The sequence below is a fragment of the Affinirhizobium capsici genome (assembly GCF_977018625.1).
The window spans coordinates 202,176-215,727 of record NZ_CDRNXD010000008.1 but is presented as its reverse complement, the minus strand read 5'-3'; the positions used below and the strand labels follow the sequence as shown (position 1 = coordinate 215,727).

General features: G+C 51.5%; 11 protein-coding genes. 7 read left to right on the top strand and 4 right to left on the bottom strand.

Annotated elements, in window-relative coordinates; translation table 11 throughout:
* Positions 1–9 precede the first annotated feature (9 nt).
* Complete coding sequence (locus AC0JZ1_RS21000; RefSeq protein ID WP_471884370.1) at positions 10–402, bottom strand: hypothetical protein; 393 nt, start codon at positions 400–402, stop codon at positions 10–12.
* 488 nt (positions 403–890) lie between these two features.
* Between AC0JZ1_RS21000 and AC0JZ1_RS20995 the strand changes: the two genes are divergently transcribed.
* From AC0JZ1_RS20995 to AC0JZ1_RS20965, 7 genes are all read left to right on the top strand, one after another.
* Positions 891–1,430, top strand: a complete 540-nt coding sequence (locus tag AC0JZ1_RS20995) for a hypothetical protein (RefSeq protein WP_471884369.1) — start codon at positions 891–893, stop codon at positions 1,428–1,430.
* A 63-nt stretch (positions 1,431–1,493) separates the two neighbouring features.
* Entirely contained in the window at positions 1,494–2,129 is a 636-nt protein-coding gene (locus tag AC0JZ1_RS20990) for a LysE family translocator (RefSeq protein ID WP_471884368.1), read from the top strand.
* Between the two features lie 393 nt (positions 2,130–2,522).
* Entirely contained in the window at positions 2,523–4,682 is a 2,160-nt protein-coding gene (locus AC0JZ1_RS20985) for a non-ribosomal peptide synthetase (protein WP_471884367.1), read from the top strand.
* A 116-nt stretch (positions 4,683–4,798) separates the two neighbouring features.
* Positions 4,799–5,560, top strand: a complete 762-nt coding sequence (locus AC0JZ1_RS20980) for an esterase/lipase family protein (protein ID WP_471884366.1) — start codon at positions 4,799–4,801, stop codon at positions 5,558–5,560.
* A gap of 54 nt (positions 5,561–5,614) precedes the next feature.
* Complete coding sequence (locus tag AC0JZ1_RS20975) at positions 5,615–6,316, top strand: RraA family protein (protein WP_471884365.1); 702 nt, start codon at positions 5,615–5,617, stop codon at positions 6,314–6,316.
* A gap of 11 nt (positions 6,317–6,327) precedes the next feature.
* The gene (locus tag AC0JZ1_RS20970) at positions 6,328–7,575 is read left to right on the top strand and encodes a cytochrome P450 (protein WP_471884364.1); all 1,248 of its coding nucleotides are present in this window, start codon (positions 6,328–6,330) and stop codon (positions 7,573–7,575) included.
* Positions 7,576–7,863: 288 nt separating this feature from the next.
* Complete coding sequence (locus tag AC0JZ1_RS20965; RefSeq protein ID WP_471884363.1) at positions 7,864–9,819, top strand: putative bifunctional diguanylate cyclase/phosphodiesterase; 1,956 nt, start codon at positions 7,864–7,866, stop codon at positions 9,817–9,819.
* A 5-nt stretch (positions 9,820–9,824) separates the two neighbouring features.
* Here AC0JZ1_RS20965 and repC read toward each other — a convergent pair whose 3' ends face one another.
* The 3 genes from repC to repA form a co-directional block, all read right to left on the bottom strand.
* Positions 9,825–11,033 (bottom strand): plasmid replication protein RepC, encoded by a 1,209-nt coding sequence (gene repC / locus AC0JZ1_RS20960; RefSeq protein WP_471884362.1) that lies wholly within the window; start codon positions 11,031–11,033, stop codon positions 9,825–9,827.
* 190 nt (positions 11,034–11,223) lie between these two features.
* A complete protein-coding gene (gene repB, locus AC0JZ1_RS20955) occupies positions 11,224–12,252 on the bottom strand; it encodes a plasmid partitioning protein RepB (protein ID WP_471884361.1) in 1,029 nt (342 codons plus the stop codon).
* The gene (gene repA, locus AC0JZ1_RS20950; RefSeq protein ID WP_471884360.1) at positions 12,249–13,472 is read right to left on the bottom strand and encodes a plasmid partitioning protein RepA; all 1,224 of its coding nucleotides are present in this window, start codon (positions 13,470–13,472) and stop codon (positions 12,249–12,251) included. Before repA ends, repB begins: the two co-directional genes overlap by 4 nt.
* Positions 13,473–13,552: the final 80 nt, after the last annotated feature.

Genomic DNA, 13,552 nt, shown 5'->3' with positions numbered 1-13,552 from the left:
AACGGGTTTTCATCTCTGCGTGACGAGGGCGGTGTTTCCAATCCCTTGCTGGACCACAAACGCCTGGTGCCGGGCACCCATCTGCTGGATCGAGGCACTGTTAAAGGAACCAGACTGGGTAATGAAGCCCATGTTACTCGCTGCTTCCTGACCGATCTGTGCAGTGTTAAAGCTGCCATTTTGAATTATCCATGCAGCATTTCCCGCTTGGTTGGGGGACTTCGGTAAGGAAGCCTGCAGTGCATTCAATGCCTTGCTTGTCTGCATAAGATCAACTGCAGTTGATTGAAGACCAGAGATCTGCGGAACGGTGACCTGCGAAAATGCTTCCTGAGCGCATGCCATTGAAGCAGAATAAAATGACAGTATACCAACAATTACCGATATCTGAGTGGAAGTCATGACTTTTATCTCCGTTGGTATGATTGTTGACATTTTTCTCCTAAGGACACGTAAACGCTCCTTCTACACTCTCATCCAGTCTCTCACTCTGCCAATGTTCTTTGGGGTCATGCTGAGATCGGGCCGCCTTTCTTATGGTGACGTTTTTCAAACACATGCCGTTCTTCTAACAAATCAAGTATTTTACCTATATCTAAACGGAACTATCCGTCCATTATAGGTATTGACTTGCACAATAGTCGGTATATTTTGAGATAATGTCGAGAATAAATATTTTATAAATGAGTAAAAAGTTTTCATTTACATCAGGTTGGAGTCGCGCCCTGATCATTTTGCTATTTTCAATTTGTACCATCAATTCGTCATTCTCTCGCAATCACATCACTTTTAGATAACAGATTTTACTGCGGACATACCCTTAAGCCATTAGATCAGGCAAATAGCTGTCTGCATTAGATTACACAAAAATAAATTTAAATGGGTTTATCGTGCTTCACTCTATTCGATATATTCACACACTCGGCCCCAACGGTACAAATCTTGCGGCGGCTGCTAACGAATGGTTTTCACGTAACAATATTGAAGGCGAGGTTAAGCTTTATGGCACGGTAGAAGGTGCAATAGAACTCATGCCGCGCCATGCATCGCATGCGCTTCTCACATGTGCAGTTTATCCGAACCTTTATAACGTCGTTTTCAACAATCTTGCGCGGCTGAAGTTTATCGATAGTTTTATCTGGTCGACCTTTCCAATGCTGCTTGCCTCCCGTGATGGCAACCTTCCCAAGACTGTAGCCACCCATCCTGCCCCGCAAAGCCTGGTACCAGAAGGTATGGAACGTGTGATAACGACCAGTAACGCACAGGCAGCGGTGGATTGTGCCACCGGAAAAACTGATGGATGCATCACGACACTCGCAGCTCTCAAAATGCATGGGTTGAAGGTTGTGGAAGATTTCGGGCCAGTTCCAATGGTCTTCACTCTTCATGGTCAAATCGAAGATATTGCGGAACCGACGGCACATTGAGGGATGCACCACTCACCAGCCGCGTTACCTGCGGGGCGAAAATTCTGAAATTGAGGAAAGCCTATGGATCTCGTCCAGTCGTACTGGCCAGGAATTCTTCTTTCGTGCACAACCTATGCCATTGCGGCCATCAGTCCGGGGCCGGCGATGATGGCTACAATGGGTGCTGCTATGGAGTCGGGTCGTAGGGCAGGTGTGGTGCTTGGGTTGGGTATTGTTGCCAGTTCCATGTTTTGGGGTCTGTTGTCGGTGTTCGGACTTTCCACCCTGCTGGTGAATTATCCCGGTGCTGTGCGGTTTATTCAGATCTTCGGCTGCGTCTACCTTCTCTACCTGGCATTCAAGACATTGCGTGCCGTGTTTTCCGCGCAGGAGTTGAAACTTTCTTCATCATCTTTAAGCAGCAAGGATTATGCCAGCTTCTTTATTCATGGATGTGCTCTCAATATAACCAATCCAAAAGCCATCATGACATGGATAGCGATCATTTCCCTAGGGCTGGCACCGAATGCGCCGTTGTGGGTCGTTTTTGCGGTGATTGGTGGCACCATGATCTTCGCGCTCTTTTTCTATACGACCATAGCCATCGCATTTTCGACGAAGAAGATGGTCGCAATTTACGCAAAAGCAGGACGCTGGATTGACGGCTTTATGGGTTTATTCTTTATCTATGCTGCCTATGCCTTGCTGAGCCATTAGGTGCTAGACACAAAAGATTTTCGATAGACCATTTCAGACGTCATTTTTTCTATAATCGCGCGCGCTTGCAAGCACTAGCGTAGAAACTTTCTTATTCAATTTTCAAAAGGACGTGGCCTTATGCGCAACGCGATGCGAGAAGCCTCGGATATTTCTTCTAACACTCTCGAGCAGCAACAGTCGGTCGAAAACTTGCCGGCCGTGTCTTATATTCCTTCTGATTGGGGAACAGAAAAGCCGGTCTCGCAAATTCGCAGTTATTGCACTGGCCAATTCTCGCAATCATTCGCTTCGGGCAAGCAAGACGTTTGGAGCAAGGCCGCTGAGCATATTTTGCCAGTCCTCGCTTTCACTGTGTCAAGTTTTACGAACACGTCCATTGTAGGGCTTAAGGTGAAACAGGCTTCAGCCTGCGACGAAGTGATCATCATTTATGACTTTAAAGACCTTTCGACTTTCGCCAATCTGGTAGGACACTCGCAGGCGCAGCTGCTAGAGGCCAATGCCAAGAACGCATTGATCGACAAACAGAATCTCGCTGTCAGCCTCATCAATGGCAATAACGGCAAGCCATTAGATATCCGTTTCGCAGCAGAAGCGAATGGTCTATCCCTCAACGTCACATCTCAAGATGAAAGCCTATTTGAGGGCTGGTGGAATTGCCTGTTTGAATGCTTCGAATTCTATGGAACTCAACTGCAAGCTTCCCCAACACAGATGCTGGTCTCATTCGATCTGGTTCCCCCTCGGCAATTGTCCGAATTAAGGAAGGTGAACGACACAATTGTCGTTTATCCCCGCCATTCCGATCTCATCTCTGAACTGCTGAAATCCACGGCTGCAGACCCCTACCGAACAGCGCTGATCGCCAATGAGCAGCAGATCAGTATGGCGGAGCTTCTCGTCGAGGCACGCGCGATTGCAGGTTGGCTTACCTCCATCTGTGATCCCATGGATCGAGCCGTCGGTGTTGTTGTTGATCGCAGCGACAAGGCCTACGCTGTTTACATTGGGATTCTGATGGCGGGGGGCTATTACGTACCCGTTTCACCAAAGAACCCATCGTCCCGGATCGAGCAGATATTTGCCGATGCCGAAACTTGTACGGTCATTGTGCTGGAGGAGGGTGAAGCGCTGCCCTCTTCATTTCACCGTTTTGAAAATCTTCCGCTCAATCGAGATAGTCAGTTTCAACCACGTAAACGGACAGCCGACAGCATTGCTTATGCAATCTACACATCGGGCTCTACCGGCAAGCCCAAGGGGGTGTTGATCACTGATCGGAACGTACTGCGGTTTGCCATCAACGCCAGCCACATTACCTGGGAGAAAGATGATAGGCTCGGGGCGATTTCAAGCCATGGCTTCGATGCCTCAACCTTTGAAATATGGAGCGCCCTGCTCAACTGCATCCCGATCATATGCCTTGGCAAGGAGGCGATTACCGAGCTCGACCTTTTCAGGAAGATTGTACGAGAAAAGCAAGTTTCGGTTATGGTCATCACCAGTGCTCTGCTGACGCATATTGTCGCGTCGGACATTGAGGCTCTGGCTCCACTGCGTTACCTGATTTACGGCGGCGAACTGACGGCAATCGAGACTGTACGGCGCCTACGTGGGAGGTTCCCGCAACTTGAACTGATCCACGCCTATGGCCCGACCGAGAACACGGTTCTCTCTACAGTCTATCCTGTGGGTTCGGTTTTGCCGGATCGTGTACCTATTGGCAGACCTTTGGCCAATTCTACTGCATGGGTTGTTGATGACCATTACCGTCCCTTGCCAGCTGGGGCCAGAGGCATGCTGATTGTGTCGGGCGACGGTGTTGCAAAGGGCTATATCAAACGACCAGAGGCAACGAGCAAACATTTTATCGTCCTCCCAGAACATTTGCGTCAACGTGAAGGGGAGCGGGGATATATCACTGGGGATGTGGCGCGGTGGAACAGCGAGTTTCAGCTCGAATTCCTCGGTCGTGCTGACAACCAGATCAAAATTCGTGGGTTCCGGATCGAGCTAGATGAAGTTCGCGCCGCCCTGACGGGACTACCTCATGTCGTGGATGCAGAGGTGCTACCGATCACAGCGGATCATGGCGGCGTCGTAGCACTCGAGGCATTCGTCGTTTTCCAGGATACCACGCCAGAGATCATTCGCGCGAAATTAGCTGAGCAACTTCCAGATTACATGATCCCGAAGTCCTTTCATCAGCTCGCATCCTTACCGTTTAATGCATCAGGCAAGGTGGACCGACACGCCCTCGCCACCATGCGGCCCGTCGCTTCTGAAAGCGCCCTATCGGATGCTCGCAATGAAAATGACCGGCGGTTGTTGGCGATATGGAAAAAGCTGTTCGGTGTGCAATCGCTGTCTATCGATGACAGTTACAGCTCGCTCGGCGGCCATTCCATGATGATGCTGGAAATGGCTGACATGGTGTTTGATGAATTCAATCTCGATATTGCACTTACCGATCTCGTGGTTCTAACCACTGTGCGGCAGGTAAGCGACGCGCTTGCACTTCAGCAACAGGATTTGGGCCAGAATTCCTGAACGATTGAACCCGCAATGCTCCTAGGTTCAACTGACAAAACCTGCGGCGCGGCAAACAGCTTCTTAATCAGTCATTCTGCGGCAGTTCCAACGCGCCAGTTAGGTCATTGCAAAACATGCTCAAAACTCTCTCTAACGGTGAACACGCACCTTGGCTTGGCATTCCTGGTGTCGCTTCATTCAGCCAGTCCCTCAATCCTCTCGCTCAATCTCTAGCAGACCGGGGGGTTGGGCTTGTCGCAGTGGAACTGACCGACCTGTTCCGAAATGACAGCGCATTGCAAAGCGTCGCCGAAGTGGCGAACTGCCTTGAGAACCTGATGCCAGATTTGGTTTGCAGTGCGAAGTTTACAATTGTCGGCCATTCCTTCGGTGGCCGCGTCGCCTATGCGCTTGGAAAACTTCGGGCGGACAGGGGACTGAAGAGCCATGTTGTTATGATCGATGCGCTTCCATGCAACTTTGACGGCAAAGCAGAACCAGAAGACTTTCCTAAAACACAGGATGCTCTGCTGAGATGGTATGTGTCTACTTTCCCTCCAGCTTTTGCCAAGAGATTTGCGGAGGTGCCGGATGGAGGGTTGGCGGAGGCACTCATTGCATCCAGGGTCTTTCGCCGAGATGAGGTTGTGAGCTTTGTCGATGCAATGAGACGTCAGATCGCGGCCCATAATAGCTTCAAGCCGGAAAGCCCAGCACCTGCGCTTATGAAACTTGACGTCATTATCCCGGCAGCCGGCATCTACGAAACTGTAGAACGATCACACATTGAAGCCATCCTTCAAATAACCGCCGATCGCTGGGCAATCCACGACGCCTCTGGCGATCACTATTCCATATTGAAAATGCCTGACCAGATGATGCGGCACATCTGCTGATGCCACCTAAAATACTGTCATTTTTCGCTTTATTTCAAAGATTTGAGGATGATCATGAACGCAAATGCACAGCAACGCGAGTTGAAGGTTGAAGACCTTGCCATGAAGCTCCACTCGGGAACAATCGCCGATGTCTTGGACGGTAAAGGTTTTTGGGGTGTGTTGCCGTCGCAAGTGATTGGAAAAACGAACGCAAGGCCGGTCCTTGGCCAAGCCTGTACGGTCCGCTGGTCGCCAGTCCGCAAGCCCTCCAGTATCATGGCTCCGCAGGGCTCAACCTGGGATGCGGTAGCGCAATTCCTTCTGCCAGATATAGATGCGGGCAAGGGAAAGATTTACGTCGCGGGAGCTGAAGATGGTCTGTTGACCGAATTTGCGCTGGCGGGAGGCTTCAGTGCCGGTCATTTTGAACGCATTGGCTTTGAGGCCATCGTTCTGGGTGGAGCTGCGCGCGATGCACATGTGCTGGAAGAACTCGACATCCCGATCTGGGCCACCAACTATGCGCCAGCCGATACACAGGGCAATTATCAGGTGAAAGAAACTGGCACCTGGTGCCGGATCGGCAATGTGACCATTCACGAAGGTGACTGGATTTTTGCGGATAAGACCGGCGTCATCTGCATTCCACAACGCATTTTTCCGGATGTCATCGATCTTTGCCTCACTGTCGAAAGCACGGAGCAGGAGATCGAACGTCGGGTCGCTGCTGGCGAACGCCTGTACGATATCGTTCAATCTCTTGGAAGATTGTGAGGGTGCCAGATATGGCGGCGATCATCGAGAAACCGAAAAGCGTCGACATCATTGATCCGGCATTCATGGCAAATCCTTATCCGGAACTGGAACGCTGGCGCAAAGATGGCGGCGTTCACTGGATCGCATCACAGCACGCATACTGCTTGACGCGCTACCTGGATGTCCGGCAGGCGCTGATGGATCATGCGGCTTTATCTAATGATGTCATGAAACCTTTCATACGCTACGCCGGACGCAGCAATAGTGTGATGAAACATTTCGAAGAATGGCTGACATTTATAGATCAACCATTTCACGCGCGCATTCGTGGCAGCATTAATGCGGCCTTTTTGCCAGCCGCGATTGACAACATGAGACCCCTGATTGAGGAAAAAGTCACGGGTCTCGTCGATCGTATGACCACACGTGCAAATCAAGCCGACTTCGTCCGCGATTTTGCAGCTTTTCTACCATCCTACGTCATTGGCGGCATGCTGGGTGTGCCCGATGAAGATTTGGGCCGACTATCCGAATGGTCGGACAAGTTGGTGCGCTTTGTGTTCATTTCGATGAATGAAAGTGGGCTTGGTAGGTTTGTTGGAGTTATGGAGGTGCTGGATGAGATGCGCGATTACTTCAAAGAGGTGATCGCACAGCGTCGCTCCGTGAAAGGCAACCTTGTTATCGATGCTCTCATTACCGCATCGGAAGGTGGCAGCATCAGCGAGCATGAAGTAATTTCCACATGCATGCTACTGGTCCTGGCCGGTAACGACGCCACAACCATGCATCTCACCAATTCCATCCGCGCACTGTTTCTTCATCCGGATCAGAGGGCGCTCCTTTTCGAGCGTCGGCATGAGATTGCATTTCTCCGCAACGCCATTCGTGAGTTGATGCGCTGGGATAGCGCCAGCTTTCTGGTCATCCGCATCGCTCGCAGCGACTACACGGTCGGTGATACTGTCATCCCGGCTGGCGGACGCATTTATCTATGCCTTGCCTCCGCCAATCGGGATGAGGCTGTCTTTCCCAATCCGGACCAGCTGAACCTAGCTCGTGAAGAAGCTCGAAAGGTCATTACCCTTGGTCAGGGCATCCATACCTGTCTTGGAAGCCATCTCATTCATCTAATCAGCGAAATTGCCTATCCGATTATCTTGGAAGGGCTGAGTGGATGGGAATTGGCAGATACCAAGCTCGAATTTTCGGATCTCACAGCCTTCCGCAGCCCCCGAAATCTACCGATAAGCCGAGAAATGGCAATGGATGCGTAGTTATCTCGATGATTGGGACACAGATGCGTCTCTTGCCTAGAGAATTTCAGGCAGAACCGGATCAGCGAAAATGCTCTATTCTATCTGTGTCTGCTACTGCATTTTTGGCTCGGACCTGCTCTAGGCTGCAGCGCTGCTGCTTCATGAGGCGAAACGTGGTCGGAAATGCGTCAGCGGGCGTTCGCCTCAACATCCTCAGGTTGTTTCCAATTTATTTACCCCACCCGTTTTCATTGAGGTAACGTAGCTATGCCAAAGTAAAAGCTTCGATGAAGCTGAGTCGAGTAGATGAAAATCTTGAATGGCGTACGGAAATTACAGCATTTTATGTCGGTTAGGGCGGATAACCCTGAGCTTCTGAAAGCGCAATATCGCGCTTTTTCAAGACAATTGCCCATGATGTATTTCATCCTGCTTTCAAGCACATGGGCACTAGCCGCTACTCACGTTTCTCTTGCGCCAATTTGGCTGACGGTCGTCATTCCCTCGTTATTCACAATCGGTTGCGGCCTCAGAGTAGCTTTCTGGTGGAAGAATTACGGGGTTGAACCAGACACGGACGTCGCTCACCGCGCCCTACAACGCACAAATCGGCTTGCTGTCGGAATAGCCCTTGCGTTTACGCTATGGTCGCTGTCGCTTTCACCATACGGCCATGCCTACGAACAATCGCATGTAGTATTTTACATGGCGATCACTGTTATCTCCTGCATATTTTGTTTAATGTATCTGCGCTCTGCCGCATTTATAGTTACTATCATAGTAAACGGCGCGTTTATTGTTTTCTTTCTCGCTTCTCAAAAACCTACATTTATTGCAATCGCTATCAATGTCTCGCTTGTCTGCGCTGGAATGATATCCATTCTTTTGACCAATTATCGTAACTTCGAGCAAATGGTCATCGCACAACAACGCACCGAAGCGTTGAGCAACGAGAACCTTCAACTTGCCAATGTTGATAGTCTGACGAGTCTACCCAATCGGCGCGCTTTCTTTGCGCATCTGGAAACGGAGTTGGAGAAAGCGAGGGCTAAGGGCACGCGCCTCGCCCTTGGTGTCATTGATCTTGATGGCTTTAAACCCGTCAACGACCTGTACGGCCACTCCGTTGGTGACAGACTTTTAATCGAGGTCAGCAAACGTTTGGTTGGAAGTTTGAAGCTGAGCCAAGCCTATCGATTAGGTGGAGATGAATTTGCTATTATCGCGCCGACCATACCGGATGATGCCCAGCTGGTCAAAAATGCGAATGCGATCGCTGCGCAATTACTCGCACCTTTTCCTATGCCCGAGGGATCAATCCAAATATCAGCTTCCATGGGAATTGCCGTTTTCCCCAATCTTGCGACGACGCTGGAACAGCTTTTCGATCGCGCGGATTATGCACTCTATCATGCGAAAAAGACGCATCGGGGTGGAGCCGTGCTGTTTGATGCTGAGCATGAAAAGCGAATGAATGTTGAAGCGCGTATGCAGCACCTGTTGAAGCAGGATACTCTTACCCAAGAGCTCTCCGTCGTGTTCCAACCTATCGTCGATATAGAGACAGGCAGAGTTTCAGGCTTCGAAGCTCTGGGGAGATGGCATAGCCCTGTTTTGGGTAATGTGCCACCAAACCAGTTTTTCCTCGTAGCGGAAAGGGCTGGTATTGTGGGTTCACTGACGCGCCCTTTGCTCAAAAAGGCGCTCGCGTCTGCCGCATGCTGGGAACCCAATCTCAGGCTTTCGTTTAACCTGTCTGCTCACGATCTCAATTCACATGAGGGCGTGCTGTCGCTTATTGGCATTATCGAAAAGAGCGGCTTCGACCCTCAACGGCTTGACCTCGAAATCACCGAAACAGCCTTCGCTCATGACTTCGAACAGGTGAAACAATCGGTTGAGATGCTGAGACTGTTAGGTTGTGGCATTTCACTGGATGATTTTGGTACCGGCTATTCTAGTTTGACGCGTTTGCACGCGCTGCCGCTGACTAAAATTAAAATCGATCGAAGCTTTGTGATAGATCTGCACAAGAGACCTGCCAGCTACAAGATCGTGAAATCACTTCTGGCCCTAAGCCGCGATATGGAGCTTGAATGCGTTGTCGAAGGTGTGGAAACGATGGATGAGCTTGCCGCCCTAAGAGGTCTGGATGCGAAGCTGGTCCAAGGCTACATCTACGCGCGCCCACTCACGGCTGAGAAAGTGGCAGATATGCTCTCGTCTCAAGATCAGCAGCTTATCATTGCTCGAAATGCATGAACGTCTCACCCTGTCTGTAATGATGTCTGGGCATTGGTACGAACGAGAGCCATTACCATTGGTCCGACAGAAAACTCGCCGCGGCTTGCTCGATCTACAAGGTTTCGCAAATATCCACCGGCTGAATTGATATGCTGTGCACGTTCCAGAATGCAGGCAACCGTTATGGCCGCATTCTCCGGCCCAAGCACTTCGCACGCATGCTGATAGGCCGATGCACTTACGCCGAGAGTTGATCGCACGACCACGGCCGCTCCCATCAAATCTTTCCAACTCGCAATGGAGCCGCCCGGCGCATAGGCTGAGATTTCCTGGCATGTTTTCAATATGAACCCCAGCGGGAAGGCTGGTCGTGTATCAACAGGCTGCTTTTCTGCTGCAGCGCCGCCTCTGTCTTTTCTAAAGCCAGGTTCAGATTCTTTACGGTGTTGTGTATTTGAATTCTGTATGTGCCGCTCAGTATGATCGGCATTGCCGCTCTTATTTTCAGATTTTTCTTCTACTTCCAGATGCTTGAGTACCCTCTGTTGTAGAGCACGCAGTTCAGCCAGCAGACTGCCCGCCGAAACAGCATTCCAGACTTTCGGAAAGGACGCGATCAATTGAATATAATCGTCCTCGAAAGAGGACCAATTCCCACCAAGCCCTTCCTCCAGACCAACAGAAATCAGCTTGCGAACATCCCTGCGGCAAATCGTGATCTGCTCCTTGGTCCGACGCAGCTCGTGCCGTTCAGCAACGACGGACTGTGCCGCGATGGCAAACTCCTCTGCCCGCAGCAAAAGGGGGGATAGATCAAATCCGAAGGCATCCTCTACCCGTCCTTCTGGGTTCTTTCGGGCAAAGCGTTTCCCATTGGCGCTATCGCGGCGTAAGATCAAACCAGATTCGACAAGGCTCGCCAGATGTCTGCGCAGTGTTGCATCGGCAATTCCATGAGCGCGAAGAGAAAGTTGCGCATTGGACGGAAAGACCACCAGTGGCTCGCCTTCCGTCAATTCGGTTTCAGGATGAAAACTCAAAAGAGCGTTGAGGACGGCAAGGCTACGGTCCTGCAGACCGAGTAATGGCCGTGCTTCTGCGATATCGCGGAACACTTTCCACTTGTCGACGGACTTTCCAGGCTTGATCGCCTTCACATCCATCTGCCGCTGCACGACGGCAAGCGTTACCCCGCGCCGCCCAAAGGGCGTCGTTATGTTGGTCGGGTGCATGTTCTCTTACCTTTCAAAAGGCAACAGAAAATTGCTCACCAAACAGGTGCCGAAAACGCTTGACTGGGATTCGAGGAAATGCGATTCTCTAGTTCTCACACACAGAGAGAGGCTTCCACGACGGCAACGTTTGGGGGCCTTTTTCTTTTGCGTCTTCCTTCCGCGTTAAACTCGTTTGGCCTGACAGATGTCAGGCCTTGTTGATCTTGATGTGTTTTTCGAAATCCGCTGTCAGTTGCGGTAATTGCGCTTCAATGAAGCGCAGAAACTCTGCTCCGTAATGACTTTCGGCAACAATCTTCAGTTCTTTCGGCTTAAGCGCCAAAGTCGCGAGCTTTGATCCGTCAACAAGCAGAACCTTCTGGTTTGAAGCGGACGAATGATCGGGCTTCAACCCTGCCATAAGCTTCTGGAAGCGCTCATCGGACCGTAGCGCACCAGGCAGTTCTGAAAGCAGGTTGCGTGCGGAAACGACTGCGTGTTCTCCAACTGACAGCAATTTGGCAAGATCCAGCCATCGCGGTCGCCCGATTTTAGGCGCGCGGCCAATCGATTCCAGAATATCAGAAGGAACAGATCGGCAGACATTTCGCATACGCGCCAATTCAGCGTCTTCAATTGAAAGAGCTGCGTAGATATCCCGCGGCCTGATGCCAGCTTGGTCCATTCGCCACGCGAACAAGGCACGCTCGATCCAGGTCAGATCCTGACGTGATGCATTCTCAATCCCTTGAGCCAGAACCAGATCAAGGTCAGAAACCTCCACCTCAAGCGCGCGCACCGGCTTTCCAAGCTGGCGCGCCGCTTCACAACGGCGATGGCCATAAACCACTTGATAGCGGCCATCCTTCGTGGGGTGCTTTCGAACCTGAATTGGAACCTTTTGCCCCTCTTGCTCAATCGACTGTTTGAACGCTTCAAAGTCGCTTTGGTCGTCGTCAGGCAGTCGATCGGGAAAAGGAGAGGGATCAATCAGCGCAGTATCGATGTCCCGTACAAGACCGCCACCCGATTCCAGCAGCGCCTTCAGACGGTCACGTTCACTGCGGATGTCGTCGATTGCGCGATGTGCTGCACCGATCACACCAGCACCGACACGAGGTGGTGTCACGGGAGCTAGCTCTGGCGTCACCTTCTCTGGTGCGCGATCTTCACTGCCCAACTGCGCCGACAGGAGGCCGAAACTTGCCACGATGGATTTACGAGGGGATTTACTCACGTGCGCCCCCAGCTTTTATTGATGAGCTCGACAATGGCTTCGTTGACGGCGTCCACCGCCTCGCGTGCTCGCTTGTGCGTTTCTCTACCGAGTTGCCCCACTTCCAACTCGTAGATCGAACGCTTCGCTAGTCCCGCGGCCTCAACTGCAGTACTTTCGATGGCGGTAGGCAGCAGAACATCTGAACCGAAGAGATGGCGCATCATCGCAACCACCTGAGACTGGGGGGCATCGTTGGGATTGTGCCGCGTCACAAGATAACGAATGAAATCCTGGTCGAGCTGGGCGCCGCTTTCGTTCAATACACTGATCAGGTCGCCCATCATCAACAGAAACTGGCTCATCGACGCTACATCCAGCATGGCGGGATGTACTGTGATGATCATGCTGGTCGCCGCATAGATGGCGCTAAGCGTGAGAAAGCCGAGGGACGGGGGCGTATCGAGGATGACGACATCATAGTCTGCCTCAATCTCCGACAGGGCCAACTTCAAGCGCTCAAAGAAAATAGCACCCGCGCCAGCTTTGCTCGCCAGAACACGTGGCGTCTCATGTTCGTATTCCATGACTTCAAGATTGCCTGGAATGAGATCGACGCCATCAAAATAAGTCTTGCGAATAATATCCCGAATTGGCCTACGTTCTGCCTCTTCATATCGAAGAGCCGCATAGATCGTCTCGTTCGCGCCAACATCGACCTCTGGCTGTGCGCCGAACAGGGCTGAAAGCGAAGCTTGCGGATCAAGATCAAGTGCAAGAACCCGATATCCCTGTAACGCAAGATAATGCGCGAGGTGCACGCAAGTGGTCGTCTTGGCGCTTCCGCCTTTGAAGTTGGCAACGGCAACCACTTGCAGGTGCTCGCCTTCCCGCCGGCGGGGAAGAAAGCGGAGCGCTTCTGCAGGCTTTTGCCGCGCGAAAAGTTCGCGCAACTCATTCACCTGGGAGAGCGTGTAGACACGATGATTGTTTTCCAGACGGCCTGGCACAGGTCCGCGACCTTCACTCGACATGAGCTTGAGTGTAGAATCGGGAATCGACGTGAGCCGCGAAACTTCGCTTGTCAGGAAAGGACGCAGTGCCTTCTCGGATTTTGGCGGATACATATGCATGCGCAGCTGCTGCAATTGCTGGGACAAAAGCCCTGCATGCCGCATGATCTTGCTGCCCGCATCTTCCTTGGCTGCTCCTGGCAGCTCTGCCTTTTCTGCTATCGCCATAAAACCCTCTTGGCGGCTCAACGTCGGTTTATCGACGCTTGCCCGCCAGAAGCTAGTACACGATTCCCGGTCCGCGTCCA